Origin of the sequence: Streptomyces corallincola (assembly GCF_019104725.1) — a bacterium.
In the GTDB taxonomy this organism is placed as follows: Bacteria; Actinomycetota; Actinomycetes; order Streptomycetales; family Streptomycetaceae; genus Streptomyces; species Streptomyces corallincola.
The window spans coordinates 94,447-121,305 of the sequence record NZ_JAHRXF010000015.1 but is presented as its reverse complement, the minus strand read 5'-3'; the positions used below and the strand labels follow the sequence as shown (position 1 = coordinate 121,305).

Sequence of the window (26,859 nt, the reverse complement as noted above, 5' to 3'; positions counted from 1 at the left end):
CAGTCAGTTCGGGTCCGGCCGTTAGGGCTGTGCCGCGTTCGCGTACCGCAGTGACGTACTCGGTCAGATGCTTGGCTTGGCGCCAGGCGACTGTCTGTTCTTCGAGGCGCTTAACGCGGTCGGCGTGGGCGTACGTGGCGTGGGCTTTGTGCAGGGCGACTTCTCGGTCTTGCCGTGTCGCTTCCCGGTATGAATCAGAGTGAACAGCCCCGGGTAAATAAGGATCTCTCTGCCTTCCCGAATGTGCGACGTGCAACGCCGAAGAAATCCGTTCAAGGAGGCGGCGGCCTGCGGAAGCGATGGGTGGATCCCAAGGGGAATATCTTCGAATGGGACTCTCAACACGGCACCGTCGAGAAGTACAACAAGAACGGTAAGCACGTGGGCGAAGATGATCCCGAAACTGGCGAGCAGACGAAGCCGGCGAACCCTGGAAGAAAGGTCGAAAAGTGAAGTATGTAGTCGCTTCATTCAATCGGGAAACCGGACAGCATGAGAAAGATATCGATCTCAAGATCGACGATGCGGCAGAGCTGGCTCGAATTTTCGATGAACCGGTGGAGAGGTTCGTCGATATGTATCCTATCGACGCTGCGCGCGCAGCCAGTCTGCACAGTGCGTATGGAGTCGAGGTTGACCTGACGACCTTCGACAATTTCCTCGAGGTCCAAGCTGACTGATTGCTGGTGGGTGGTGGTGTCTCAATTCATTGGGGTGCCACCGCGTCCGCTCCTATCCTGTGGATCAGCTGCCCTGTCCACCACCTACAGCAACACACCCTGTTCGATGCCAACCGCGCATTGTCACGCAGGGACGAATCAACCTTAACTCGGCGCTCACGGGGCGCACCACGGACCGGACCGAGCAGTGCACCGAGGGCGTCGTGATCACCCGCCAGAAGGTGTACCGGCGCGCGAGCGGAACTCGCGGGGCATGGCTGCGGTTCCCCGCATCGGCGGCCAAGGGAGGTATACCAACCGAACGGCTACCGCAGTACGTGCGGCTCATGCTGGGCCATCACGCATCGGTGCATCAGGCGAGCGAGCCTGTGCAGCTCTCAGCCCGTCTCACCCCGAAGGACATCGAGTCGGTGGACAGGACCGTCGGACGCAACTTGCGCCCCGCGACCACCATCGACGCCGACGCGTGGATCGACAGCAAGGGCAGGGTCGTACGCGTACGCCAAGAGGTCCACTACGCGCCGACCTCCCGCCCGCTCACCCGCGAGGCCGGGGTGGCCCGACACCGACTGGGGCCCTTTCCAAGGGTGCCTGAGCGGCTGGGTAACGGTCTCCGGTGAGGACCGGGGAGCGCGCCGCAGATGGGCCGTTCATCAGTCGTGCTGGTCCGCGAGTGGGGGAGTGGTTCCCGGAGGGAGTTCGGGGTCCGTCCTCTTGAATCCTGGGCCTGGCGGTGAGGCGCCGTTCTGGCGATCCGCTTCTGCTGTGAGGGCGTGATCGCTACTGGTGTGTGCGGCGGATGCGGATCGGGCCGTGTGCTTCTCGCTCGGTGACGGGGTGCCCGGACTGAGTTACTTGGACCTTGCCCGCTGCTGCCAGGCGCCAGGCTGCCTGGCGGGTGGGTTCCATCAGGTCCCGCCAGTTGTCGTCGGTGCCTTCGTACGCCGCGCGGGCGGCGTCGGAGGGGCAGATGGAGGAGGTGGCGGCGCGGCGGGCCAGCAGGGTCAGGATGGTCTGCTCCAGGCGTTGGCCCAATTGCCGGTCGGTCTCCGTCATGTCTCCAGTCTGCGCCGGTTTCGGTGATCCGGTCACCGCAGGCTCAGTTCCGCCCAGATCGTTTTGCCCGGGGCGCCCTCGCGGAGCGTGGTGGACCAGTCGGTGGCGAGGGCGGCGACGATGAGGAGACCGCGGCCGGAGTCGGCGTCTGCGTCGGCGGGGGTCTGGGGGGTGGGAAGGCGCTCCGTTCGGGTGTCGGTGACCTCGACGCGCAGTAGCGAGGGGGTGCCGGTGAGGCGGACATGGAAGTCGCGGCCGGGGATGTGACCGTGGCGGACGGCGTTGGCGGCCAGCTCGGCGGTGATGAGGGTCAGGCTGTCGTTGGAGTGGCTGCCGTAGGGGTGGCCCCAGGTGTCGAGGCGGTGCGAGACCAGCCGTCGGGCCAGGCGGGCGCCTCGCGTGGAGGAGGTGAACGCCATTGCGAACTGGTGGAGTTGGCCGGTCACCGGAAGTTGGGGGGTGGAGATTTCGCTGTTCATGTGGTCCACGTTGCCGTTGCCGTTCTAGCGTGAACAGACACGGCCCGCACACGGAGAGTCGCTGTAAGTCGTCGGTGTGCGCGTGTAGGTGGAACGGAGCGTGACGGCCCGCGCGGGCGCGCGTTGGCCGAGGGAGGCGGTACGGGGATGAGCGAATCCACGGAGCGTATGGACGAGGGACCCGGCGGTGAGGGCGAGGAGCGGCAGTCCGACACGGATACCGGCTCCGGCTCCGGTGTACTCCGCGTGTTCGGGCGGCAGTTGAAACGGTTCCGGGTGCGGGCCGGTCTGGAGCGGGCCGAGTTCGGCTCGAAGACGGGGTACTCCGTCTCCACCATCGCCGCGTACGAACAGGGGCGCCGGGTTCCGCCGCCCCGCTTCATCGACCAGGCCGACCAGATGCTCGATGCGAGCGGCGTCCTCCAGGAAATGAAGGACGAGGTGGCCCGGGCCCAGTATCCGGCGTTCTTCCAGGACGCGGCTCGGCTGGAGGGTGAGGCCGTCGAACTGTCGGTCTACGCCACGCATGCGGTGCCCGGGCTCCTTCAGACCGAGGAGTACATGCGCGCTGTGTACGGCATGTGGCGTCCGCTGCTGGACGAGGAGACCGTGGAACAGCGAGTCGCGGCTCGTCTCGCGCGCCAACAGGTGTTCGAGCGCAAGCCCGCGCCTCTGCTCAACTTCGTCATAGACGAGGCGGTTCTCCGTCGGCCGTTCGGCGGCTGGTCGGTTCTTCGCGGCCAGTTGGAGCAACTGCTGCTGGTCGGCGCCCTTCGTAACGTCGAGCTCCAGATCATGACGCTCGACCAGGAGGACAACGCGGGTGCGGACGGGCCGTTCACCCTGCTGAGCCGTTCCGGTGGTGATCAAGTGGCTTACCTGGAGACTCAGGGGCGAAGTACAATTGTCAGCGATGTGCGGGAGGTTCGTGGGATCGCGTCGCGCTACGGCATCCTTCGCGGGCAGGCTCTCAACCCGCGCAAGTCGCAGGACTTGATAGAGAAGTTGCTTGGAGAGGTGTGAAGGTGAACGAGAACCTGGGTGTGGTTGGCGGACTTTCCTGGCGGAAGAGCAGTTACAGCGGGGGAGCCGGTGGGGAGTGCGTCGAGGTTGCCGACTCTGCTCACGCTGTTCATGTCCGTGACTCCAAGGACGTCAGCCGTGCCGGGCTTGCCGTTCGGTCCGGGGCGTGGGCCGAGTTCGTCGGTTCTCTCGGACAGTAGTCGTTTGTAGGTCTGCCCCCGGTTCCTGTCGGGGGCAGACCTGTGTCCGGCTATGGATGGGCCTTCTCGTAGAGGGCTCGGGTGATGGCCAGCCAGGTCTCCTTCGGGAGGGTGGGGATGCGGTCCTCCTCCGCGTCGATGAGGAGTTCCTGGAGGATCTGGTGGTCGGCGGGGTCGTCGGAGGAGGCGATCGTGCTGAGGTACTTGGTGAGTTGGGGGGTGTGGGTCTTCACGCGGGGTTCCACCAGCCAGCGGAAGAACCAGCGGATCATGCGGGCGACGCGGCGGGTGTGGAGGTCGGTCAGGGGCGGGTCGGCCGTGTCCGGGGGGTCGATGATCCGGAAGTCGATGGACAGGAGCCCGTTGAGGAGGTCGCGGGCCGCTTCCTCCGCGTGAACGGCTGCCGGGAGATGGCCCAGGACGATGTTCTGGGCCGCGTGGCCCATCCGTTCCTTGAGCAGGAACAGAAGGTCCTCGTGGTGTGTCTGGGCCAAGTGCTCCTCGACCATGCGCCGTAGCTCGGCCGTACTTCTCGCCGGGTCCATCGCATCCGTCAAGTCCCTGGCCAGCGCCCGGATCTGCGGCAGTCCCGTGCGCTCCCGGCGGTCCCTCAGCGGCAGCAGCTTCGAGACCGCCGACCTTCCCGCCACCGGCTTCTCGAACAACACCGGCAACGCATCTGCTTCCAGCTCCTTTTGACGCTCCGGCGTCAGGCGGTCGGTGATCGCCCCCGGTGCGGGCGGGGTCGAACCTCCCGCCGGGAAGCCCGCCGAGAAGGCCGCCGGGAAGCCCGACGGGTGTGGCGGGAACCTCGGAGGGGGAGGGTGCGGAGAGGTTGGGGGTGGGAGCGCGGGCTGAGTCTCGGTCCGCTGCAACTGTCCGCCGTGGACAGGCTGCCCCTGCTGCCCCTGCTGCCCCTGCTGCCCCTGCTGCCCCTGCTGTCCTGATGGCCACAACTGGCCTGACTGGGACCCCAGTTGTTCCGGCTGTCCCGACTGCCCCGGTGGCCTCGACCGCCCCCGCTGCTCCAGTTGCTCCGGCTGTCCCTGCTGCCCCGACCGTCCCCGCTGCTCCAACTGGCCCGGCCCGCCGGAATGGTCCAACTGGGCTGACTTGTAAGACCTTTGACCTCCCGCTGGCTCCAATCCACCCAGCGTCCCCGCCTCCAGCCCCGCCCCTGGTGGCGGCGCCTTCTCCACCTGAGCCCGTTGCGCCTCCGTAGCCCTCCGCCCGCTCTGTCGTTCCTCGGCCCGCCACTCCCGTGGTGACACCCACCCCGCATCGGGCGCCGACTCGGGCGGGGGAGGGGATACCGGGGCCGGGACCATCGGGATGGGGCCCGTGTCCGTGGGGGGTGTGGGTTCGGGTTCGGTCGGCCACAGGTCGCGCAGGCGGGAGTGGAAGTGGCGTACGGCGGGGTCGGTGGGGGAGTGGGGGTCGGCGCTCAGGAGGCGCTGGTAATTGCCTGCGGTGGAAGGCCAGTTGAGATAGTCGTCCACCAGGGTGGCGGCGAGTTCGGCGGCGAGGTCCGTGCCGGGGGACAGGAGGTCGATCCGGCGCAGGCGGCTGTCCTCGGTGGGGGAGGCGCGCCAGGCGGGGACGAAGACGATCCGGTAGGGCTGGTCGTCCATCGTGTCGAAGGTGGCGAAGGACCAACTGGCCGGGTCGCCCAGCCAGGTGCCGAAGATCCGGTACAGCCCCCACAGCACCAGGAGCGCGGCCTCCGGCAACTCCTCGGCGGGGTCGGCCGGTCCGCGGCGTTCGTACTCCTTGGCCAGACACTCGTCCAGCTCGCCGGAGAGCGCCGACAGCCGGGCCCGCGGGGTGCGCAGGAACTGCGCGACCAGGCAGTGCAGCGGCTGCCGGACCAGCCGGACGTTCCTCGGCAGGCTCTCCCGTGTACGGCCGGCCAGTTGGCGCAGCCGCTCACGGGGCATCGGGTCGATCCGGCCGGTGACCCGGTCGGCCCAGCCCGCCTCCGCCCACGGAACGGCGCCCAGGCTGACGCAGTACAGAGGCACCAGCACCCGCGCCGGACCCAGCAGCGCGTGACAGACCGTGCTGTCGCGGCCGTTGGAGTCGTGGCCCGGAGCGCGGCGGAGCAGCAGGACCCGGCCGCCGGTGATGTGCCGGACCAGGCTGGGGCGCCGTTCGCCGCCCATGACCCGGAGCACCGGGCCGAGCCGGTCGGCGAGGTCGCGGGCCTCCGACTCCGGGCAGGAGTACGCGACGGCGGCCATGCCCGCGCCCCGGTGGCCGAGGTTGCCCGCCCAGCGGAACACCACCTGGTGCACCCGGTCGTCCGCCGCGTCCGCGTCCCCCGGCCGGGCGGGCTGCGTGCGCGTCACAAGCCCACCGCCGCCGGTCCGTCCTCGGTGCCGTCGTCGAGCAGCCCGCACATGGCGAGTACCGAGATCAGCGGCTCCAGTACGCGCAACGGCCGGGTGCCGTGCGGGAATCTGCCCTCGTGGTCGTGGCTGCCGGTGGCCGAGGCGAAGTGCAGCGTGCAGCGCAGCACGCTGTCGAACGGACTGACCCATGCCTGACCCGTGTGGCAGCGCAGGAACGCGTACGCGTCCTGGCTCTCCATCCGGAACCGCTCGGCCATCTCCCTTTCCGGCGGCGGGGGTTCACCCAGCCAGCGGTCCACCGGCGGTTCGAACCGCACCAGATCGCTCTTGTTGACCACCACCGCAGCCGCCACCCCGAGGTACTGCCCGCCCCCGCGCGGCAGCCGGTCCAGCACGGTCTGGAACGCCGGGTCGCCGCCTCGCGTGTGACCCAACTGGCCGCGCAGCGCGTCGAGATACGGCATCGGCAGCGCCCGCAGCGGGTCCACCACGAAGATCAGCGCGTCCACGCCCACCATGAACCGGGTCAGCGCGTCCGTACGGCGCAGATCCTCACCGGCCAGGTCGAAGAAGGCCACCGGCCGGGTGACCCCGCCCGCGCGGGTCAGCAGCAGAGCGTCCACGAACGGGGCGAACTCACCTGCGCTGCGGGTGTGTTCGAGCATCGTCCCGGACCGCAGCCGCTCCACCCGCTCGGTCATGAACGTCTGGTGGTCGCGCGGGTTCACGGACTGCATCTGCACGCCGTAGCGCTTCAGACCGCCGTCGGCGATCTCCGCGATCATCTGCGTGAGCAGATGCGTCTTGCCGGTCGCGGAGTCGCCGACCATCGCCACGGTCAGCGGGCTGCCGTTGGTCAGATACGGCACCGGGATGTAATGGGCCTGCCCGCCACCGGAGTTGCCGCACCGCTGATAGGCCGAGTGGAGGGTGTCCGCGAGGGTCAGCGGACTGGTTCGCCGGTCCAGACGCAGTTCCTCGAAGAGTTCCTTGTCGTTACGGACGAACAACTGCTGCTCGTCGTAGGAGATGACCTCCAGGCAGTACGGGCACAGGATCTCCTGGGCGGTGCCCGGCACGGGGGTGTTCATCGGCGGGTGTCTCCTTCCGGCCGGCTCCCGCCGGGCTCGTTCGTGCCGGAGGTGCGGCCTCCGCTGATCCAGGTGCGCAGCCGCCCGCGCTCGCGGGGCGGATACTCGTAGCCGGTGAACTGCTCCGGCGGCCCGTCGCCGTAGCGCGGCCCGTCCGGACCGAAGCCGTTCTGGTCGGCCGGGTGTTCCAGGTCCGCGAAGTACGGGCTGTGCGCGGGCGGTTCCGGGGTGAGCGAGGCGTGCTTGCGGCGCAGGATCTCGTCGAACTCGCGGCGGTGCTGCCGCAGCGGGTCCGACGGCAGCACACCCGCCGCCTCGGCGACGAGACCGGGCGGGCCCAGGGCCTTCAGCAGGGCCTGAGGTGTCGGCCGTTCGCCCGCGACCTTGGCGAACACCATGCCCAGGGTCTCCTGCACCGACCGCTGCGCGGCCAGATCGGCCGGGGGTCCGTCTGAGCTGCCCTGCCTGCCGGTGACGAGTTGGTACATCACCTGCGCCACGCTCCACAGCGCGTCCCGCGCGTCCGTCAGCCCCTCCCCGGCCCGCTGCTCGGGCGAGGCGTACGGCGGGATGCCGTACGGCACCCGGGGTTGGCCCGTCCGGACGACCGAGCCGAGGTCCCACAGCTGCACGCCCTCCGCGCCCCGTCGTACCGCGCCCGGCACGATGCCCCGGTGCACCAGGCCGACCGCGTCCATCAACAGGACCGCCAGCACCAGTTGGCCTTCCACGGCCCGCTGTTCGTCCAGCAACAGCCGCTCGGAGGGCCCGGACATGGGGCGTCCGATCGGCACCTTGTACAGCACGAACGGGGCCGGGGTGTTGACGTCGTAGCCGATGGGGATGGGGAAGAGACTCAGGAACCGGGTGCCCGTGTACGCCCGGTACAGCGCCAGTGCGGCGGTGATCTCCGCTTGGAGCAGGGCGTGCGCCTGCCGGTCTGCGCCCGCCTCCTCCGCCACCCTGACCTGGACATACGTCCTGCCGTCCGCGAAGTGGACCCGTCGGGCCAGCGCGGGCGGCCGGACCAGGCGCGGCCGGTCCGCCTCGAACCGCGCCCGCACCCGGTGCGTGGTGCCCTGCGGGGAGATGTACGACAGCTCCACGAACGGTTCGCCGGGCGCGGCCGGGCCGCCGCCGGTCTCCCGGCCGCCGTACTCGCGGTGCCGCGCGTGCTCGCCGTCGCCGTCGTAGGGGGCGTCCGAGCGGGCGGCCGTCCGGGCGCCGGGCGCGGGGTGCTCCGGTTCCGGCATCCGGCCGTACGGGTTCGGGTGGTGCGATGCGGGCCGGTGGTCGTTCACCATGAGATCCCCACTGGGTTCGTCCGGGCGCTCGTGGCGCGGTCGGTCATCGTCGTACGGGTGCGGTTCACCGCTGCGCCCATTCCTCGCCGGAGTCCGGGACCGTACCGGCGGTCCCCTCCGTGCCGCCGCGCACGTTCTCCACCACGCCCGCGCGCAGCGGGACGAGCCGCAGCGTGCCCGCGAAGCGGCCGGACGCCGTCCACACCATCGGGGCCGGACCGGCGCCGGGACCCCCGGTGCGTACCTCCACCACGGGCCGTACCGCTTGCGGGGCGAACGCGATGGACCGGGCGTCGGCCGGGTCCCGGCTGAGCAGCGTCAGCTGGGCCGGGGGGCACAGCAGCAGCGGTCTGCCCTGCTCGGAACCGGTGTCCAGCACGTCACGGACCCGGTGCGCCCCGATGCCCAGCAGCGCCGAGGCGTCACCGCGCACCCGGTCCTGCCGGGCGTACGACGGGCTGGGCACCACTCCGTTGTCCCGCAGGCTCAGCCCGGCCGCCGTGATGGCCCGGCGTACGGCGGCCTCCAGGGTGGTCGGCGCACCGCCCGGCGGCACGGCGCCGGGCGTGGTGCCGCCGGTGGCGGTGTGGCCGCGCAACGCAGCGACTGTCGCGTCGGCCAGATCCGCGACGAGGGTGGTGACCAGCTCCGGGCCGCCCTCGCCCGGACCCCGGTGCAGCCAGGGCGGGTCCACCCGTGGCAGGTCGCGCGGGACGACCGGCGCGGGGGGCTCGCCCCGGCCGCCGGACGGCGCCTCGGCGGCCGGGGCGTCGTCGGGCCAGTCGTCGTCCGGCCACGACGGGTCCGGCCGGGGCCCGGAAGTAGCCGGACCGCCCGTCCACGACGGCTCCTCCCAGTCGGGAGACCAGCCGGGTGCGGTCCACGCCGGGTCCGTCCAGGCGTCCGGTCCGGCCGGTCCCGCGCCGGACCCGTACGGCGGCCCGGACACCGGGTACCCCGCGTCCGCCTCGACGGCCGCGCCCCGCAGCACCGCCGCGAGCGTCCGGGCGCCGTCCGCGCAACGGGTGCGCTCCTCCGCCGCCCACCACTGACGGCGCAACGCGTCCGCCAGGACGGCGTCCACCCGCGCCAGACACGGCCCGAGATCCGCGGTTCCGGTCGCCTCCCACCAGTCGGCCACGCCCCGGCGCCACCAGGCCCCGACGCACAGCACCGCGCAGAGGACCCCTGCCACCACCCCGCCGAGCACCACCTCGCGGGGCACGGCGACCAGCCGGACCAGACCGGCTGCCGCCCCCGCGCCGACCAGCAGGGCCACGGCACGGGCCGTGTCCGCGCGGTGGATCGCGCCGCCCGCCGCACGGCCCGGCCGGACCGACCCGGCCAGCGCGCCGCCCAGCAGGAACACCGCCGCCGGAAGCAGCGCCAGCAGGGTGCCGGGCCACGGCGCGAGCGCGCACAGGAACGCCGTCAGCGCGGTGAGCCCCAGACGGACGGCGTCGGCGCGGGCGAAGTACAGGGGCCGCTCGGCGGACACCCGCGCCAGCGACCCGTCCGGGCAGGCGCGCTCCAGGTCCCGCAGCCGGGCGGCGGACGGCGTCGGAGCCATCCGCTCGGCCAGCGCCGACAACTGGGCGGCGACCGCGCGCAGCGGCAGCCCCGAGGTCAGCCAGCGCGCGGTGCAGCGCCGGAGCCCCTCGTCGGTCTCCGTACCGCGCGACGGGCGCACCCACGCCTCCTCCGGCAGCACCACACCCCCGTCGGCGAGCCGGGCCAGCGCGTCGCCGGGCGGGACACCGGGGGAGCCGCTGTCCCGCAGCACCCCCGCCACCACGTCCCGGTAGCGGCCGAGCGCGTCCACGGCCCGTCCCACCGCCGAGGGCACCCTGTCAGCGATCTGGCGACCCGTCAGAAGTGCTCGTGCGGAGTCCAGTTCGGACCGCGCCTCCGCGAGGTCGTCCACGGCCCGTACACAGGCGGCGCGGGCCGCCTCGGCCGGGCCGCCCCGGCGCAGCAGCGCAGCCGCCGGGCGCTCGGGACCCGGACCGAGCAACTCGGCCAGCCCCGAAGGGAGTTCCCGCTCGACGGGTGCCCCGGTCACCGGTACGTCGCTCCCGGCGAACCGGGCGAGCGCGCCCGCCCACGCGCTGTCCCGCGCGTCCGGGGTCAGGTCGTGCTCCAGCACGCGCAGCGACAGCGTGGCCACCGACACCGGGGCGTCGCGCAGTTCGGACAGCACCTCGTCGAAGATCTCCGGCACCCGGAGCAGTTCGGTCAGCGCGGCCAGCGCCGCCTCCGTCTCCCCGGCCGGGTCGGCGGTGCGCGGGTCGTGCCCCGCGCGCGGATCGGCCGCCCACAGCACGGCCGTACCGGAGGACCGCAGCACGGACGCCAGCCGCAGTCTGCGCCCCGCCCCGCCCGCGCGCGGACCGCCGTCCGCATACCCGCCGCCGTCCGGATACCCCCCGCCGTCCGGGTGCGGCGCGTCCGGGGAGGACCGCCGCTCCAGGTCGCCGACCACCAGGCAGAGCAGCCGTACCGCGCCCAACGTGGGCGCGGCGGCCACCAGTTCGTACGCCCCGGCGTGTGCCGTCAGCCCGCCCGGCTCGTCCACCACCAGGAACCGCAGGTCCCCGGCGTCGGCCCGGCCGCTGTCCGGCAGCCGCGCGCCCACCCGGCGGCGCAGGTCCGCGCCGTCCACCGGTACGTCCCGGCCGTCCCGGAAGTCGAGTACGGCGACCGGGCTCCCCGTCGCGTTCACGCGTGCTTCTCCCAGCTCTCGCGGTCGTCGCCGTCGCCGCCGGACGTGGTTTCGTCGTCGGGCCAGTCGGCGTCCCCGTCCGTGTCCGAGATGCCCCAGGGCGCCGCCGGACCGGCACTCGGCCAGCCCGGATCGGGTTCGGCCGCGCGCTGGAACGGCGGGTACTCCGGTGCCCGCGCGGGCACCGGACCGGTCACCGGCCGCCCGGCCGGTGCCTGCTGCACCACGGGCCGTCCGGCGAGTGGCGCGGACGGCACCGGCCGGACCCGGCCCGGCTCCGGGGGCGCGGTCCGGTCCCCGTCCGGCCGGGTACGGTCCACCGCGCCCCCGGCGGCCGGGTACGGGCCGTCCGGCCAGTGCCGGGTCCGCTCGTCGTGCGGGGCCGCCGCGGGCCAGTCCGCCTCGCGGTGGCCGTCGTCGCCGTGCCGGGTGACAGGGACCCCGGTACCGGGCACGGGTCCGGACCGGGCGGGCGGGACACCGCCCCGCCCGCCCCCGGAGCCGGTCCGGCCGTGTGCGGGCACGTCCCAGCCGTCCGCCCGGTGCGGCCCCGCCCCGTACGGTTCACCGGGCCCGCCCCCGTCCACCGGCGCGGGGCGCGGCCGGTCGGCGGGCCGCTGCCGCCGGTCCCGGTCGGAGGGGGCCCGGCGCTCCTCGCCGCCGTCCCAGAGGCCGCCCTCGATGTCCCGTCCCTCGCGCATCCCCGCCTCCAGCTCGCGAAGGTTCCGGAGAGCGCCGTCCTCCCCCTCGGGGAACGGCAGGTCGAGCGCGTCCGGCAGGGCCTCCCCCCAGAACTCGCGCAACCGGCGCGTCCGGTGGGCCACTCGGGGGCCGTAGCGGCGTTCCTGCTCGTCCAGCAGCCGCAGCTGACGCGGCGCCACCTCGTGGACGAGTTTCAGATACAGCTCCGACGGCTCGCTGCCCGAGGAACCGAGCCCGCGCGGCAGCGTGTTCATCACCACCTTGCAGAAGCTCTGCACGATGTTCTCCTCTTGGAGCAGCGCCCAGTCCTCGTACGCCCGCAGCAGGCTCGCCCAGCTGGAGAGGCCGTACTGCCCTCCGGTGAGCGTCAGTTCGATGCTCGGGGCGTCCGGCTCGGCGTCGTCGTGCAGGCGGATTCGCAACTGCTCCGGGGAGGCCGGGTCGCCCAGGTAGTCGATCTGGCCGTTCCACAGCGCGCACAGCAGCCGGTGCAGGATGTGCGTCCGGTCGTCGGGCGTGCTGGCCAGCCACTCGTCCCGGTACCCCAGCCGCTGCCGCCACCGCAGTACGTCCTCGGTACCCCGGCTCGCCCGCGCCCCGGCCCACCGGCGCAGCACCTTGCGCGCCTCCGGTACGTCGGTCAGGCTCATCTCGCTGCGGAACAGCACCACGGAGATGGAATCGGTGTCCACCGCCCGGAACTCGATGGTCCGCTGGCTGTCCTGGGGCAGCCGCAGATGCTTCTCCAGATACTCGTCCACGGTCACCCGGCGCGCCCCCGGATAGGTGATGAGGACCTTGAGCCGCCCGTTGCCCTCCGGGGTGAACGCGGCCGGGAGCATCCCCGCCAGCTTGTACCGGAACTGCTCCAGCGCGCGGGTGCTGACCTGCTGGGCGGCTTCGGTGTCGCCCGCCTCGGCGGCCAGCAGGGTGCTCATCCTGGGCAGCAGCGCGCGGGCCTGCCGTCCGTCGGGACGCTCGGAGAACAGCCGCTGCACCCGGTGCTTGAAGGCGGCCTTCACCTCGGACACCGCGGCGTCGGGGGAGAGCCGCCCGGCCGCGAAGGCGCTGCGGCGCAGCTCGGCATCGACCAGCCGGTGCAGCAGCGCCGCCTCGTCGCCGTTGGGGCCGAGCTGGTGGCTCTCCGCCAGCCGCTCCATCAGCGCCTGGTAGAAGCGGCCCAGGTTGCCCTGCGGGGGCAGCAGGTAGGAGACGCCCGCCCGGTCGTCGTACAGCTCCTTGACCTGCGCGGCGTGGGCGCGCGGCTCGTCGTCCACGTGCTTGCGGAACGCGTCGCCCACCGCGTGCACGTCGTTGCGCAGCTGGTTCGCGGCCTGCCGCCAGCGGGGTTCGTGCTCGCTCCACGCGCGGTGCCAGACGGTGCGCGCCCGCCACCTGTACCAGCGGTCCTGCTCCTCCAGCACGCCCGCCACCTCGTCGTCGGTCCAGCGCAGCCGGGGGCCGACCATCCGGCCCTTGATCCTCGGTACCGGCGGCGGCTGGATGTCCATCCCGGCGGGCGCCGCGGGGTCCTGGCGGCGGTTGTCGAGCATGCCGAGGAAGCCGAGCCGGGCCACCGCGCCGGAGTCGCCCGGCACGCCCGACACCACCCGCCCCAGGGTGAACAGGTCCGTCTTCAGCAGGAGTTGCTCGGCCGCGGCGCGCGGGGAGAACCCCTCCACCAGCGTCGGCATCCGGTGCGTCACCTGCCGTTCGAGGTCGCCCAGCAGCTGACGCAACTGCTCCAGCCGGTCCCGCAGCGCGGTCTCGATGTGGTGGCTGCCGAGCGGCAGCGGGTCCGGCTCGGACACCTCCAGCGGCTCCCGGCGCCACAGCTCGCCCAGCCCGGAGGCCGTGAACATCTCCTTCACCAGCGGCGCCGTCTCGTGCGGTACGAGGGCGGCCGGGTCGGTCAGCCCCGTCACCGCGTGGGCCAGCATCCGGGCCGCGACCAGCTCGGCCAGCTCGTCCAGCGGCGCGGTCATCGACGCGACCAGGCTGGTGGAGATGCCCTTGCGGCCGATCCCGGTCGCGGACCGGGTACGGCGGCTGATGTCACCGTTGACGAAGTTGCTGGCGAAGGTCTGGTAGTCGTCGTCGCGTCCACCGCCCCCAACCTCACCCAGGTTCAGGTCGGTGCCGACCAGGGACACCACCAGGGACACGATGGAGCGGCGCAGGTCCTCGGGACGGATCGCGGCCGTCTGGCTGAACAGGAACGCCGTGGGCACGGTGCCCGGCCGCAGCGACACCGGGTGTGTCTGCGGGTACCGGATGCGCAGCGCCCCGTACTGGGCCGTGTCGCCGAGGGCCGCCTCGGCGCGCGGCGCGTTCTGCTCGTCCACCAGCCGGGACAGATCCACCACCGCGCGGGCCGCGTTGAGTTCGGCCTCCCGGCCGCCGCCCTTGGCCTCGGGGAACGCCGACGGCATGACGACCAGGGGATAGATCCGGGCGCCCCGGAACTTCTTGTCCTTGAACGCCTGCCCGATCAGGTGCAGGTAGTCCAGGAAGATGCCCGCGCCGGTGCCCCCGGCCACCGAGAACGCCACGAAGACGTCACAGCCGTTGATCCGGTCCCCGCCCACCTCCTGGAGTTCCCCGCCGGAACCGGCGATGGCGTCGATGGCCCGGTGCAGCGGGGTCAGGACCGGCGCGGGACCGCCGGCCAGGGTGGCGAACAGCGCGGCACGGCCCACCGTGGGCAGCTGCCCGGCGCCGTTGCGCAGCGGGTTGATCCGGGGCTCGGTGCTGTCGTGCGGGGGCAGCCAGCCGGACACCTCGTCGCGCAGCATGGCGCGCAGCATCCGGGTCACCTCCTGCGAGCTGTCGAAGTCGGCGGGCAGCAGATCGTGCGTGGCGCGCGAGGTGCGGCTGTACGCCTGCCGCAGCGCGGTGTCCGCGCTCAGGTGCGGCAGCCGCCCCAGCTCCGCCTCGCTGTAGTCCGCGTACACGAACTGCAGGCAGCCGGGCAGCTCGTAGGGCAGTCGGCCGTTGCTGGTGAGGGCGGTGCCGTCCGGGCCGCAGAGTTCGGCGCGCAGCCGCCGCTCCAGTTCGGCGCCGATCAGACCGCCGGTACCGCCGAGGCCGACGAACAGCATCGGCTGGAAGATCTTCATCGCTTCGTTTCCCCCCTGTCCGGTGCGCGTGGCACCGGGCGTTCGATGGACCCCGGGTCCCGTGGCCGGGCCTGCCGTGGGCTTGGGTGCGGGACGGCCCTGCCGCCCGCCGTGCGTCTCTCAGGTGGCCTCGTCGAACTCGTCGTCGTACGAGGAGGAGCCGCGCGAGGAACCGCCCCGCGAGGAGCCGCCCGGCGAGGAACTCCCGTACGGAGAGCGCGCGTCGGGTTCGTCGCCGTAGGTGTCCCGGCCGCCGAGGTTGTCCCTGTCCCGCCGGTCGGACGGGGCCGGGGCGGTCCTGCGCCGCCCGGGCAGCAGGTCCGCGAGCCACCGGGGCGGTCCCGGCCGACGGCCGGGGGAACGGCCGCCCGCGCCGCGCTCCACCCGCAGCCGGACCCGGCCCTCCAGCGGGATGTCACGGGCCAGCGGATACGACTGGTCGCGCCCGTCCGGGGTGCGCAGCCGGACCCCGGTGCGCGGATCGCGCTGCACGGCGTACCGCCCAGTGGGCCGGGGGACCAGCCGGGGTCCGGCGCCGTCCGGGTCGGACACGTCGAACCGGTACCAGGGGACGCGCCTGCGGGGCACCGCCATCTCGCTGGTCGTCCGCTCGCCCGAGTCGTCCGACACGGTGAGCCGGAGCAGCAGCCCGCCCGGCGAGACACCCTCGCGGGTCTGCTCGCGGTGCCACACCGACCAGCCGACCAGCGCGGCCAGCAGCACGGCACCGGCGATCAGCGCCCACCACCACGCGTTCCACAGCCGCTGCCACCAGGTCGGCACCGGCGTGATGGCCACCGTCACCAGCTTGGCGTCGAGCGGCCGGGCGGAGTCGTCCGCGTCCGACACCTCCATCCGCGCGGTCAGTTCGCGCGGGCTCAGCCGCGCGCCGACGGTGAGCCGTCCGGCACGGTCCACGGAGGCGCCGGGCGCGAGCACGACCTCGGTGAGCGAAAGGGCGACCGTGCCAGGCTCGGTGTCCCGCAGCGCGAGGCGCAGGGTGCGCGGCCGGTCCGAGTCGTTGGACGCCAGCAGCCGGAACGGCACGCTGCCGCCGGGGTGCGTCTCGGCGTCGGACACCCGGAGCCCGGCCCGCACCTCGGGGTTGGCCGAGGCGGTGCGGGTCAGGAACGGGCGGTGGTCGGTGGTGAGTCCGACCGCGCCGAGCACGCCGACGGCCTTGAGCGCGCCGGTCGCCCCCCTGGGGATCGTCACGGTACCGGTGAAGCGGCCGTCCCCGGCCTTCCGGTCGCCGTTCTCCCCGTCGTCGGAGAGCGCGAGCCTCTCGGGCGCGAAACCGTCACCGGTCAGCCGCCCGGACACCTTCAGCCGCCGCAGGTCCGCCGGGTCCCCGATGCCCTTGTCGTCGCGGGTCTGCAAGGTCAGTTCGACACGGGCCCGCTCACCGGGGCGGGGCGCGGCGGGCGTCATCACGATCGAGGAGCGCACGGCACCCCGCCACTGCACGGAGACGCTGGCCAGCCGGTCCCGGTGGCCCTTCGGCGCGTCCAGGCGGACCCGCCAGCGCCCCGGCCGGGGATCGGTGACCCGCAGCGACTCCACCTCGCCGCCGGACCCGGCCAGCGTGAACGCCGAACCGTCGGACCAGCCGCCCGGCTCGACCTTCCGGCCGCGCGGGTCGTAGTACGTCGCCCGCACCGCGCGGTCGCCCTTGGAGACGACGATGGTGGCGAGCGTCGCCAGCGGGGACAGCGGTACGGAGATGTCGGCGGGCGGGGTGTCCTTGCGCGGCGGATCGGTGACCAGGCAGCGGGCCCCGGCGAAGGCACGCTGCACGGCGTCGCCCAGGGTCTGCGAGTCGGTCGCCCGGTCCGCGCGGGGGCGGGCCGCGTCCAGGTCGGTGCAGCCGCCCCGGTAGCCACCCTCGGCCATCGCCCGGAGCGCGTCCATGTCGATGTCACCGAAACCGAGGGGCCAGATCTGCACCTTGGCGGCGCGCGCCTCGGCCAGTGCCTCGGTCAGCGCGCGGCGGCCGTTCTTCTGCCGGTTGTCCGCGGTGCCGTAGGACGGGCTGCCGGTCACGTCCAGCCTGCCGTCGGTGAGCAGGAAGAGGATGCGCGGGCGGCTGCCGCCGTGCTCGCTCAGCCGGGTCACCGCCTGCCGGACGGCGTTCGGGAAGTCGGTCCCGGTGCCCTGTCCCGCACCGCGCCGGGCCAGCCTGCCGATGCAGCCGTCCATCTTCTCCCGCGCCACCGCGTCGAGTTCGGTGGTCGTGCAGACCTCGTCCACCGGGCTCTGGTCGTCGTTGTCGGCGCTGGCGAACCCCAGGACGGTCATCCGCGACGCCGGGGAGATCTCCCCGACCGCGATCCGCCCGACGGCGTCCCGCTCCCGCTCCATGTCGGCCTGGCTCAGGCTGCTCGACTCGTCCACCGCCACGGCCAGGTCCACGGCGTCCGTGGCACCGGACGCGGCCGGGGCGAGCGGTGCGGGCAGTGCGGCCTGGCCCAGCGTGGTCTGCCCGATCAGCACCAGGGTCAGCACCGCGGCGGCCCGGCGGACTCCGAGTGCCGTTTGGGTGCGGAGTCCGGTACGGGCGCCAAGTGCCGCGCGGGTGGCGGATGTCGGGGGACGCCGCGTGCCCCTCGTGGCCGCTGTGGCCCGGGGGGCCCTCGTGGCTTCCACGCGCCCCCTGTCCCCGGCGCGTCCCGTGTTCCCGCCCGCGCCTCCCGCGCCTCCCGCGCCTCCCGCGCCGTCTGCTCCGCGTGCCGGGCCCCCGCGCGCCGGTGCGGTGTCGTGTGCGTCCACGTCGTCCCCCCTCAAGTGTCACTTCATATGCGTGGATGTCGGGCGCATGAGCCGTGTGCGGGCCCGCCACCCCCCTGGGAGCGCCGGGTCAGCCGAGCAGCAGCCCTGCCGTCGCCGACAGCGCCCCCGGTACCAGCCATCCGACTCCCCAGCGGATGCACCGGTACTTCCTGACGAGGATGTGGCTGTTGTCCACGGCCTGGGTCAGCAGCCAGGCCGTGACGTCCCCGCCCGCCAGGCCGACCGCGTCGGCCACGCCCCGCGCCCCGGACGCCGTGTGCACCGCGACGACGTCGGCGAAGAAGGTGATGCCAGGGCCTACCCGCTCAGTTCCGCTGTGCGGCAGCATCGCCCGAACGAGTGACAGGGACCCCGCCAGCCACATCAGCAGCCCCGCCCCGACCAGCACCAGCCACAGCACGGCCGGGTGGTCCGGCGGATGCCGTCCCAGCCCCGTCACCAGCGGCGGCACTCCCAGCGCCACCGACAGCAGCACCGACGCCTTCACGTCAGCCCGCCCGGTGTCCTCGCGGACCGTGGCGAGCAGCCGTTCCGCGACGTACCGCGCCTCCGGGACGGTGGCCGCCGGGGTGCCGGGCGCCGCCGTCACCGGCCACCGCCCCGGCCGCCGTCCACCGGACCGGACCAGATGTCGTCGTCCTCGTCGTCCCACGAACGCGATCCCGCCCCGGACCTTCCGGCCCGCGGGTCATCGTCGTGGCGGGTGTGCGCGGGCGGGCCGTACCCGTCGTCCGGTCCGGCGGGCGCGGCGGGCAGGTGTGCGGCCGTGTCCTGCGGCTCGCCCCACCAGTCGTCCTCCTCGGGCGGGGTCCGGACCGGTTCCGCCGGTGCCCGCCCGGCGGGGGCGGGGCCGGGGGCCGGGGTGTCCGGCCAGTCCCGCCCCGATGCCCCGGACCCGGACTCGGCGGTGTGCGTGACGGGTGAGGGCGGCAGTGCGGCGCGGGGCGGGTCGGCCGGGATCGCGGACTGCTCGGCCGCCGGGCCGCGCAGCGCCGTCCGCCGCAGATACGCGTCGAGTTCCGGGGTGTTGAGCCGTCCCTCGTGCGCCATCCGGACCAGGAACTCCCGGTTGGATCGCTGCTCCTCTGCCTGGCTCTCCATCATCATCTTGACCAGCCGCCCGACCTCGGCGCCGGTCCCGGAGGCCATCAGATAGGCGTACTTCTCCGTGTCGCTGCCCTGCGCGATGGCGGCGAACCCCCGGAAGCGCCGGGCCACCCGCTGGGCCTCGGCGTCGTCCTTGCGGGTCTGGACGACGAAGCCGATCTGGGTGCGGTCGGTGCCGACCTCCACGAACACCTTCGTGCGCAGCCCCACCTCCTGCCCGAGGTCGGCCCAGCGGCCCGCCTCGATGTCCAGCCGCACCGCCTGGTTGGCCTCGTGCGCCTGGTCCACGGAGTACCGGGTGGAGACGCCCTGGAGCCGGTCCACGATCTCGGGGCCGAGGTCCTCCTCGACGCTGAACAGCCGCTTCTCCACGACCAGCCGGTAGTCCGTCACCTCCCAGCGCAGTTTCACCCGGGTCTCGAAGAAGGTCGCCGAGCCGTGCGCGGGCAGCTTCAGCGCGAACGAGGTCGTGTGCCGCCCGCAGGCCACCTCGCAGACGGTGCTCGGCCGGGACCAGCGGCCCAGCCGGTCGCCGTGGTCGGCGCCCCGCGCCGTGATCACGCTGTGCCCGCCGTCCTGGTAGTACACCACCGAGGCCACCTGCGCCCCCGCGTGTCTGAACCCCCTTCCCTGCACGATCCGTTCGCGCAGGAACGGCCCGGCCAGGTTCTCCGGGATGACCAGTTCCTCTGCCTGTTCCGCCGTCACCTCTGCTCCTCCCCCCGGCCGTCCCGGCCGCGTCCCGTCGCCGCCATCGCGGCCACCACATGGCGCTCGAAGGCGGACGTCATCGGTTCCTCGGGCGCGTCCGCCATCAGCCGCAGCAGCCAGCGCAGCCGCTCGGCGTCCCGGCGGTCGCGGATCATCCGGGGCAGCAGCCACAGCAGCGCCCCGAGGATCTCCCCGCGCCGCGCACCGTCCGCCGGTTCGCTGCCGGGGGCCTGCTCGAACACATAGGCACGCCCCGCCCGGTCCGGTACGGCCGCGTCCGCCTCGGCGGCCCGCAACCAGGTCGCCAGGCCCTCGGTCGCCGCCTCGTGCGACAGCCGGTTCGCCAGCGCCCGCCACAGCAGGTCCGCCAGCGGCTCGGCCGCGCTCTCCACGGTCACCGCCACCGCGAGCGCGAGCGGCCAGTGCGCCCGCCGGGAAAGCTCCGCGCCGGTCACCCCGACCGGCGCGCGCGGCACCGGCGGCCGGTCCCCGTGCCCCGCCCGGCCGCGCTGCCCCGCGCCGTCCGCCCGGACCGGGCCCCGGCCCGCGATCCGCACCCCGCCCGGCCCCCACACCCGGCCGACGGACGCCGGGGCGGAGGTGACCGTGTCCGCCGCCGGTGCGCCGGGGCCGTCACTCTCCTCCGCCTGCCACATGTCGTCCGTCCGCGCGCAGAACAGCCGTACGGCACAGAGCATCGCCAGGTTCAGCTGCTCGGCGGAGCCGTGCTCGGACCACTCGCGCAGCACGGTGGCCGCCTCCCCGGCCCGGCTGCCCGCCACCAGCCGGGCCGCGCTGTACGAGGCGACGAGCGCCTGCGCGCCCTCGTCCCGGGCGCCGATGCCGCACAGCAGCTCCAGGGCCAGGCGGGTGTCGTCCACGATCCGTCCGGAGCCGAGGGCCAGCGCCGCCGTCCAGCGCAGCGCGGGCACCGGGGCGTCCGCCCAGTCCACGACCACCCCGCGCACCGCCGACCGGTACGGTTCCCGGCCCGCGGCCTGGCCCAGCGCGGTCGCTGCGAAGAAACGGCGCCGGGTGTCCCGCGCGACGGCCTGCGGCCGGATCAACTCCGCGAAGCCGTACCCCAGGTCGGCGGTGGCCAGTTCGCCCGCCACCACCGCGGCCCGCACCCACACCTGCGGCCGGGGGTCGCCCGCCAGCTCGCGCAGCCAGCGCACCAGGGGGCCGCGCGCCGCGTGGTGCCGGTGCCAGACCTCGGCCAGCACCGAGCCCGCCAGCGCCTCGCCCCGGTACGCGACGATGTGCACCGGCACCGGCACCCCGCCCACCGACTCCTCCTCACCGACGCGTGTCTCGGCCCGGCAGGCGGCGACCAGTCCGTCCAGGTCCTCCGCGAACACCGGCCGCCCGTGCGCCCGGCCGGGCATGCGTACGGCGAGGATCTGCTGCGTGAGGAGTTCGGCGGCGTCGGCCACCGAGCTGACCGCCTCCCCGTCCAGCACCGCGAGCGCGATCCGGAACGCGGCCTCCCGCACCCGTGGCGCGGCGGTGTCCACCGGCCCCTCCGCTCCGTCCCGGCCCGGTGCTGCGGCCGGGGGCAGTGGGTCGGCGGCCCCGGTGAACCATTCGCGGGCCTGCTGGCGCGCGATCCGGCCACAGGCGTCCAGGAGTTCGTCCCGGCGCAGCTCGCCCCGCACATGCCGGGCCACCCGTTCCGCGACCAGCTCGGTCTCGGACGGCCGCAGCGCCTCCGGCGCGATACCCAGCGCGTCCAGGAACCGGGGGTGCTTGAGGATCTGTTCGCCCCGGCCCAGCGCGTCCGGGTCCGAGCAGTCCGCGAGCTGCCGCACGAGCTGCCACTCCAGCAGCTCCCCGGCGGGTGCCGGGGGACACACCACGCCGTAGCGACCCGACAGCAGCTGGGCGGCGGGCGAGGTGGGCGAGACGACCAGCACCGCGTACGCCCCCCTGGCCGCGAGGCGTGCGGCGAGCGCGTCGAGGTGCGGCTCCTGCGGCGCGGGGAAGTCCCGTGCGTTCTCGGGGAGTTGGATCAGCAGGCCGCCGCCCTCCAGTACTCCGCCCGCCACCGCGTCCGGGTCGGCGGAGAGCCGTCCCAGGTCGGAGGGGGCGAGCCGGGTGACCCGGCCCCGGACCAGGGCACCGGTGACCGCACGGCCGTCGGGCTCCGGCGCCTCCGGTACGGCCCCGCCGGTGCCGGGCGCCGGGCGGCGGGCGGCGGCGGTGACCTCGTCCAGCAGGCACAGCCCGGTGGTGAGGCGACCGGTGCCGGGCGGCCCGCCCAGCACCAGCACCCGGCGCCCGTGCAGCACCCGCTTCAGCGCCGGATAGCCCGCCGGGGCCCGGTAGACCTGCCGCAGCCGGTCGAGTTCGTCCTCCGGGACGTCCCCGAAGACCGGCGCCGCCGTGTCCCGCCCGCCGATGTACACATCGCCGAAGTGCGCGCGGTCGAAGCTGGTCCGGTCGAACACGCTGCTGTTGCCCCGGATGTCGAACCGGGCCCGTGCGGCCCGCTGGACGCGGGCCGCCGCGCGCGCCTCGCCCGGCATCCCGGAGTCGGCCAGCGGATCGCCGGTCGCCTCCCGGAAACGCTCCTCCTGGCGGTCCCGCCGCTCCGCGTGCTCGCGTCCGTCGTCCCCGTCCGGCCGGTCCCGACCGTCGTCGTCCTTCCCCGCCTCCCCGCCGCCGTCCCCGCCCGGCCCGTCGTCGGCCCGCCGGTCGCCGTCCTGCCGCGCCGGTCCGTCCCCGGCCCGCCACCGGTCCGCCGCCGGGGGAGTGCCCCCGCCGCCGGACCCCGCTTCCCCCGCACCCCCGTACTCGCCCTCGTCGCTCAACGCGTCTCCCCCGTACGGCCGTTGCCGTCGTCGTCGCCCGGCCAGTCCTCCTGGCCCGCGCCCCCGCCGCCCCCGAAGCTGACCGGTCCCCGGAAGGTCGCGCGGTCCTGGACGACGCTGGTGCCACCCCGCACCGTGATGTCCCAGTGGGCGCCGGAGCCCGGTCCCCCCGGCCACGCCTCCGCCTCGGGCGCCCGGCGGTCCCCGTGGGCGGAGGGCCCGGGCGGGGCCGGGGCGATGTGCCCCGTGTCCCTCCCCGTCCGGCCGCCCTCCGTCCCGGCCCCCGTGGCCGCGCCGCCCCCGTTCTCCCCCGAAGGCGCGTCCTCGGGAAGCATGCCGAACCCCTCGTCACCCGGCACCGCCGGACGGGTCTCCCCCGGTACGTGGAACCACGCGGTGACCGGGCCCTCCTTCAGAGCGACCCGCGCCCGGCGGTAGGACGACGGCTCCACGAACCGTCCGCCGTGCCGGACCACCTCGTGGTGCAGCGAGGCGGAGACCACCAGGACCAGATCGCGTCCGGAGCGCTCCAGCACCGCCCGCGCCGCCGCGGAGTCCGCCAGTCGGCAGACCAGGTCCATCGCGTGGCCCGACACCCCATCCTTGTCGTGCTCCACCGGACCCACGTGCAGTCCGACGCGCAGCCCGAGCGGGCGGGCCAGGTCCTCGTTGCGCACCCGCTGCCGCTGGTGCAGCTCGGCCAGCCAGGTGCCGAGCAGCCGGACCGGCGGGACGCGCGCGTCCACGGCGGCGATGAACCCGTCCCCCCGGTCCTCCAGATGCAGCAGCGTCTTCGCCACACCCGACGCGGCGAAGGACGCGTGGGCCAGCTCGTATATCTGGGCCCGCATCCGGCGCTTCGCACCGTCGAGGTACCCGCCCGACCCCCGGGTGTCCACGCTCATCAAGGTCTTGTAGACGGCTCCGTCAGCCATCTGCCCACCCCCCTGTCGTGCAGTGACCGAACGTCAGCATGGCGGCTCGCGCTGCCGCACGATGTGGTCGTTTACACATCCGGTGGCAGCACATGGATCGCGCGCCGAAAAACGCGCGCCGCGCACGCTGGCCCGAAATGCGCCCCGCACTTCCACACAACCGTGCGCACCTCTTGACATACGCATATTCAGGGGGGTTTGGACAGGGGCATCCGCCGGAGGGTGTGCGGGGTGCCGGGAGGGCGTACGGGGGTCCCCGGCGTGCCGGGAGGGGGTGCGGGACCGTTCAGGGAGCCGGGATCTCGATGTTCCCGCCCGCCGCCAGCAGGCGCAGCGCGTCGTGGTCGATCAGCTCGATCCGCCGGGGCCGGGTGCGGACGACCCCGGCGGCCCGCAGCAGCCGCAGCGCCTTGGCGACGGCCTCGCGGGTCGCGCCCACGGCATCGGCCAGATCGTGCTGGGCGAACTGCGCGAGCACGGGGACGTCGTCGCCCGGCCGCCCCGCGTCCCGCCCCGCCGGGACACCGTCCGCCGTCCGCTGCACCTCCGTCAGCTCCAGCAGGCGCCCGGCGACCCGCTGCAGGACGGTCAGTGAGGCGAGCGTCCGCCGCTCCTCGTCGGCGGTGCGCAGCCGGGAGACGAGCTGCGCCATGATCAGCGCCGACACCTCCGGGTCGCCCCCGGCGAACGCGCGGAACCGGGCGCCGGGTACCACCAGGGCGCGTACCGGGCCGAGCGCGGTGACGGTCGCGCTGCGTGCGATGCCGCCCAACGCGGCCATCTCGCCCACGAGTTCACCGCGTCGTCGCAACGCCAGGATCAGCCGGGCGGAGGACCGGTCGGTGGCCGTGGACACCACGGCCCACCCCGCGAGCAGCACCAGCACATGGCTGCTCCCGTCCTGCTCCAGCAGCAGGTGCTCGTCCGCCCGGAAGGTCCGCTCGGCGCTGATCCGGAACAGATCCTTCCGTGCTGTGGCGCCGAGGACATCGAGAAACGTACGGTCCCGCACCACCAGAGCCATGTATCCGTCACTTCCGGCGGCGACCGGGAGAGGTCCGGCCGCGGGGCCCGAGACATGGATGAATCGGATGAGCCCGCCACTGTACCCGCGCCCCCCGCGCCCCCCGCGCCCCCCGCGCCCTCCGCGCCGCACAGCGGGCGGACAACGGACGGATGCCGGGAGGACACCGGGCCGACACCAGTGCCACCGGCTCTCACCCGTGCGCGTCACAACGCCCTCCCCCCGGCGCGCCACCCCCGGTGACCGCCGCCGTCCGGCGCAGGGTGGGCGGCGTGCGAGATGCCCGTAAGCCGAACACAGGAGTGCCGCCCCATGCCCGACCCCCACTGGCTGTTCGGCGATCAGCTCGGACCGCACTTCCTCACCCCCGGTGACGACGGCCCCGAGCGGGACGCGCCCGTCGTCATGGTCGAGTCGCGCGCGGTGTTCCGGCGGCGCCGGTTCCACCGTGCCAAGGCGCACCTGGTGCTCAGCGCGATGCGGCACCGCGCGGCGGAACTCGGTGACCGGGTGCGGTACGTCCGGGCGGAGACATACCGGGAGGGGCTGCGGGAGGCCGTCGGGGACACGCCTCTCACCGCGCACCACCCGACCTCGCGCGCCGCGCTGGACTTCGTCAACTCCCTCGACCAAGTAAGGGTGTTGCCCGCACGCGGCTTCCTCGTCCCGCACGACGACTTCCGGGCCTGGGCGGACGGCCGGGACGGGAAACGGCTGCTCCAGGAGGAGTTCTACCGCTGGACCCGCCGCACCCACGGCCTCCTCATGGACGGCGGCGAACCGGCGGGCGGACGCTGGAACCACGACCACGACAACCGGGAACCCCCGCCCAGAGGCGCCGCCACGCTCGGCGCGCCCGCGCCCTACCGGCCCCGCGAGGACGACATCGACGCCGAGGTCCGCGCCGACCTCGACCGCTGGGAACGCGAGGACGGCATCCGCTTCGTCGGCCGGGACGCGCCCCGCGTCTTCCCCGCCACCCGCCGGGAGGCCCGTGCCGCGCTGCGCCGCTTCATCACGCACCGGCTCGCCGGGTTCGGGCCGCACGAGGACGCCCTGCTCGCCGCCGACCCGGTGCTGAGCCACAGCCTGCTCTCCTCCTCCCTCAACCTCGGCCTCCTCGACCCCGCCGAGGTGGTGGAGGCCGCCGAGGCCGCCTGGCGCGCCGGGGACGCCCCCGTCAACAGCGTCGAGGGGTTCGTACGGCAGGTCGCCGGGTGGCGGGAGTACGTCTGGCAGCTCTACTGGTACTTCGGCGAGGACTACCGGCACCGCAACGCCCTGCGCCACCACGCGCCGCTGCCCGGCTGGTTCCTCGAACTCGACGCCGACGCCGTCGAGGCGCGCTGCATGGCCACCGTGCTCGCCCAGGTCCGCGACACCGGCTGGACCCACCACATCCCGCGCCTGATGGTCCTCGGCAGCCACGCCCTCCAGCGCGGCTGGGACCCGCGCGCCGTCACCGACTGGTTCCACCGCTGCTTCGTGGACGGCTACGACTGGGTGATGCTGCCGAACGTCGTCGGCATGTCGCAGTACGCCGACGGCGGCCGGATGACCACCAAGCCGTACACCTCCGGCGGCGCCTACCTCCACCGTATGAGCGATCTGTGCGGCGGCTGCGCGTACCGGCCCGGCGACCGCACCGGTGCGCGCGCCTGCCCCTTCACCACCGGCTACTGGTCCTTCGTCCACCGGCACCGCGCGGTCCTCGCGGGCAACTCGCGCACCGCCCGCGCCGTCCAGGGCATGGACCGGCTCGGGGACATCGAGGAGGTGCTGCGCACCGAGCGGGCGCGCGGCGACGCCCCGCCGTGACCCCGGCGCTCCGGTGCCCGTCCCGGCCCGCTCCCGCCCACGGGCCCGCCGTCGTGCCGTACCGTCCGACGATCGGTCCACCGTGATGCCGTACCGTCCGACAACCGGCCGGCGGCCGGGCCAATCCGTTCCCCACCTCCGCTACGGATTCCCCCCGGCACCCCACGGACGCGGCACACGAGGAGTACGGCACCTTGGCGACGGACGCAGTTCTCGGCGGCAGGACCGCACTGGTCGAGCGGCATGTGCCCGACACGGCCCGCGCTGCCGTGATCTTCCTGCACGGCGGCCGGGCCGAGGACCACAGCGCCTCCCGGCCCTGGCACCTCGCCGCACTGCGGATGCGGCCCCTGCTGCGCGCGGTCGCCGGGAGCGTCCCCCTGCACCACGTCCTGCTCGCCGACGTCCGCTACCGCCACCGGGGCTGGAACGACGGTGCCGCCGCCGACGACGCCCGCCGCGCCCTTGACCAGCTGGAGGCGCGGCTCGGACCCGTGCCCGTGGTCCTCGTCGGCCACTCGATGGGCGGCCGGGTCGCCCTGAGCATCGCCGGGCACCCGGCCGTGCGCGGGGTGCTCGGCCTCGCCCCCTGGCTGCCGCCGGGCGAACCCGCCGGGCACCTGGACGGCACCCGGCTGATGGTCCTGCACGGCGCCGACGACCGGATCACCAGCCCCGACGACTCCGCCCGCTACGTCCTCGCCGCCCGCGCGGCCGGTTCCCCGGCCGGGATGGTCCTGCTCGACGACACCGACCACGCCATGCTGCGCCGCCTGCCGACCTGGCACACGCTGGCCTCCGCCGCCGTGGCCGACCTGCTGCGCGGCCGTCCCACCCCCGGCGGACTGGTCGCCACCGCCACCGCGCCGGACGCGCCGGGCATCCTGCGCCGCTGAACCCCCGGCCGCGCGGGCGGTCGTACGGCCGGGGGCGC

19 protein-coding genes are annotated in these 26,859 nt (G+C 74.1%); 6 read left to right on the top strand and 13 right to left on the bottom strand.

Annotated features, from left to right (window positions below; genetic code table 11):
• The first annotated feature begins 189 nt into the window (after nucleotides 1-189).
• Both KUM39_RS13000 and KUM39_RS12995 read left to right on the top strand, forming a co-directional pair.
• Nucleotides 190-453, top strand: a complete 264-nt coding sequence (locus tag KUM39_RS13000; RefSeq protein ID WP_246620043.1) for a colicin E3/pyocin S6 family cytotoxin — start codon at nucleotides 190-192, stop codon at nucleotides 451-453.
• The gene (locus tag KUM39_RS12995) at nucleotides 450-680 is read left to right on the top strand and encodes a DUF7683 domain-containing protein (RefSeq protein ID WP_217785733.1); all 231 of its coding nucleotides are present in this window, start codon (nucleotides 450-452) and stop codon (nucleotides 678-680) included. Before KUM39_RS13000 ends, KUM39_RS12995 begins: the two co-directional genes overlap by 4 nt.
• Nucleotides 681-1,460: 780 nt before the next feature.
• Here KUM39_RS12995 and KUM39_RS12990 read toward each other — a convergent pair.
• Both KUM39_RS12990 and KUM39_RS12985 read right to left on the bottom strand, forming a co-directional pair.
• Nucleotides 1,461-1,736, bottom strand: a complete 276-nt coding sequence (locus KUM39_RS12990) for a DUF3253 domain-containing protein (RefSeq protein ID WP_217785732.1) — start codon at nucleotides 1,734-1,736, stop codon at nucleotides 1,461-1,463.
• A 32-nt stretch (nucleotides 1,737-1,768) separates the two neighbouring features.
• Entirely contained in the window at nucleotides 1,769-2,215 is a 447-nt protein-coding gene (locus KUM39_RS12985; protein WP_246620042.1) for an ATP-binding protein, read from the bottom strand.
• A gap of 147 nt (nucleotides 2,216-2,362) precedes the next feature.
• On the opposite strand from KUM39_RS12985, the gene KUM39_RS12980 reads away from it, so the two are divergent.
• Together KUM39_RS12980 and KUM39_RS12975 are read left to right on the top strand one after the other, a co-directional pair.
• Nucleotides 2,363-3,238: a helix-turn-helix domain-containing protein gene (locus KUM39_RS12980; protein WP_217785731.1), complete on the top strand. Its 876-nt coding sequence runs from the start codon at nucleotides 2,363-2,365 to the stop codon at nucleotides 3,236-3,238.
• Nucleotides 3,235-3,438, top strand: a complete 204-nt coding sequence (locus KUM39_RS12975; RefSeq protein WP_308288111.1) for a DUF397 domain-containing protein — start codon at nucleotides 3,235-3,237, stop codon at nucleotides 3,436-3,438. Before KUM39_RS12980 ends, KUM39_RS12975 begins: the two co-directional genes overlap by 4 nt.
• A 50-nt stretch (nucleotides 3,439-3,488) precedes the next feature.
• Here the strand turns inward: KUM39_RS12975 and KUM39_RS12970 are convergent, their stop codons facing one another.
• The 11 genes from KUM39_RS12970 to KUM39_RS12920 form a co-directional block, all read right to left on the bottom strand.
• Nucleotides 3,489-5,786: a hypothetical protein gene (locus KUM39_RS12970; RefSeq protein WP_217785729.1), complete on the bottom strand. Its 2,298-nt coding sequence runs from the start codon at nucleotides 5,784-5,786 to the stop codon at nucleotides 3,489-3,491.
• Nucleotides 5,783-6,880: a hypothetical protein gene (locus KUM39_RS12965; protein ID WP_217785728.1), complete on the bottom strand. Its 1,098-nt coding sequence runs from the start codon at nucleotides 6,878-6,880 to the stop codon at nucleotides 5,783-5,785. Before KUM39_RS12965 ends, KUM39_RS12970 begins: the two co-directional genes overlap by 4 nt.
• Nucleotides 6,877-8,184: a protein kinase family protein gene (locus KUM39_RS12960; protein WP_217785727.1), complete on the bottom strand. Its 1,308-nt coding sequence runs from the start codon at nucleotides 8,182-8,184 to the stop codon at nucleotides 6,877-6,879. The genes KUM39_RS12965 and KUM39_RS12960 overlap by 4 nt, the downstream gene beginning before the upstream one ends.
• Before the next feature lie 64 nt (nucleotides 8,185-8,248).
• Nucleotides 8,249-10,906: a hypothetical protein gene (locus KUM39_RS12955; protein ID WP_217785726.1), complete on the bottom strand. Its 2,658-nt coding sequence runs from the start codon at nucleotides 10,904-10,906 to the stop codon at nucleotides 8,249-8,251.
• The gene (locus KUM39_RS12950; protein ID WP_217785725.1) at nucleotides 10,903-14,727 is read right to left on the bottom strand and encodes a tubulin-like doman-containing protein; all 3,825 of its coding nucleotides are present in this window, start codon (nucleotides 14,725-14,727) and stop codon (nucleotides 10,903-10,905) included. Before KUM39_RS12950 ends, KUM39_RS12955 begins: the two co-directional genes overlap by 4 nt.
• 120 nt (nucleotides 14,728-14,847) lie before the next feature.
• On the bottom strand, nucleotides 14,848-17,232 hold the full coding sequence (locus KUM39_RS12945; RefSeq protein ID WP_217785724.1) for a vWA domain-containing protein: 2,385 nt from the start codon (nucleotides 17,230-17,232) through the stop codon (nucleotides 14,848-14,850).
• Nucleotides 17,233-17,584: 352 nt separating this feature from the next.
• On the bottom strand, nucleotides 17,585-18,106 hold the full coding sequence (locus KUM39_RS12940; RefSeq protein ID WP_217785723.1) for a Pycsar system effector family protein: 522 nt from the start codon (nucleotides 18,104-18,106) through the stop codon (nucleotides 17,585-17,587).
• Entirely contained in the window at nucleotides 18,103-19,332 is a 1,230-nt protein-coding gene (locus KUM39_RS12935) for an alanine and proline-rich secreted protein Apa (RefSeq protein ID WP_217785722.1), read from the bottom strand. Before KUM39_RS12935 ends, KUM39_RS12940 begins: the two co-directional genes overlap by 4 nt.
• Complete coding sequence (locus KUM39_RS12930; RefSeq protein WP_217785740.1) at nucleotides 19,329-22,148, bottom strand: hypothetical protein; 2,820 nt, start codon at nucleotides 22,146-22,148, stop codon at nucleotides 19,329-19,331. Before KUM39_RS12930 ends, KUM39_RS12935 begins: the two co-directional genes overlap by 4 nt.
• Complete coding sequence (locus KUM39_RS12925) at nucleotides 22,145-23,083, bottom strand: nucleotidyl cyclase domain-containing protein (RefSeq protein WP_217785721.1); 939 nt, start codon at nucleotides 23,081-23,083, stop codon at nucleotides 22,145-22,147. The genes KUM39_RS12930 and KUM39_RS12925 overlap by 4 nt, the downstream gene beginning before the upstream one ends.
• A 286-nt stretch (nucleotides 23,084-23,369) precedes the next feature.
• Nucleotides 23,370-24,107: a Crp/Fnr family transcriptional regulator gene (locus tag KUM39_RS12920; protein ID WP_217785720.1), complete on the bottom strand. Its 738-nt coding sequence runs from the start codon at nucleotides 24,105-24,107 to the stop codon at nucleotides 23,370-23,372.
• 312 nt (nucleotides 24,108-24,419) lie between these two features.
• On the opposite strand from KUM39_RS12920, the gene KUM39_RS12915 reads away from it, so the two are divergent.
• Nucleotides 24,420-25,925 (top strand): cryptochrome/photolyase family protein, encoded by a 1,506-nt coding sequence (locus KUM39_RS12915; RefSeq protein ID WP_217785719.1) that lies wholly within the window; start codon nucleotides 24,420-24,422, stop codon nucleotides 25,923-25,925.
• Nucleotides 25,926-26,119: 194 nt separating this feature from the next.
• Nucleotides 26,120-26,821, top strand: a complete 702-nt coding sequence (locus KUM39_RS12910) for an alpha/beta fold hydrolase (RefSeq protein ID WP_217785718.1) — start codon at nucleotides 26,120-26,122, stop codon at nucleotides 26,819-26,821.
• The last annotated feature ends 38 nt before the right edge of the window (nucleotides 26,822-26,859 follow it).

Coding starts and splice junctions, on each gene's coding strand:
- KUM39_RS13000 (WP_246620043.1), top strand. CDS start 190: ATGAATCAGAGTGAACAGCCCCGGGTAAATAAGGATCTCTCTGCCTTC.
- KUM39_RS12990 (WP_217785732.1), bottom strand. CDS start 1,736: ATGACGGAGACCGACCGGCAATTGGGCCAACGCCTGGAGCAGACCATC.
- KUM39_RS12985 (WP_246620042.1), bottom strand. CDS start 2,215: ATGAACAGCGAAATCTCCACCCCCCAACTTCCGGTGACCGGCCAACTC.
- KUM39_RS12980 (WP_217785731.1), top strand. CDS start 2,363: ATGAGCGAATCCACGGAGCGTATGGACGAGGGACCCGGCGGTGAGGGC.
- KUM39_RS12965 (WP_217785728.1), bottom strand. CDS start 6,880: ATGAACACCCCCGTGCCGGGCACCGCCCAGGAGATCCTGTGCCCGTAC.
- KUM39_RS12960 (WP_217785727.1), bottom strand. CDS start 8,184: ATGGTGAACGACCACCGGCCCGCATCGCACCACCCGAACCCGTACGGC.
- KUM39_RS12950 (WP_217785725.1), bottom strand. CDS start 14,727: ATGAAGATCTTCCAGCCGATGCTGTTCGTCGGCCTCGGCGGTACCGGC.
- KUM39_RS12925 (WP_217785721.1), bottom strand. CDS start 23,083: ATGGCTGACGGAGCCGTCTACAAGACCTTGATGAGCGTGGACACCCGG.
- KUM39_RS12920 (WP_217785720.1), bottom strand. CDS start 24,107: ATGGCTCTGGTGGTGCGGGACCGTACGTTTCTCGATGTCCTCGGCGCC.
- KUM39_RS12915 (WP_217785719.1), top strand. CDS start 24,420: ATGCCCGACCCCCACTGGCTGTTCGGCGATCAGCTCGGACCGCACTTC.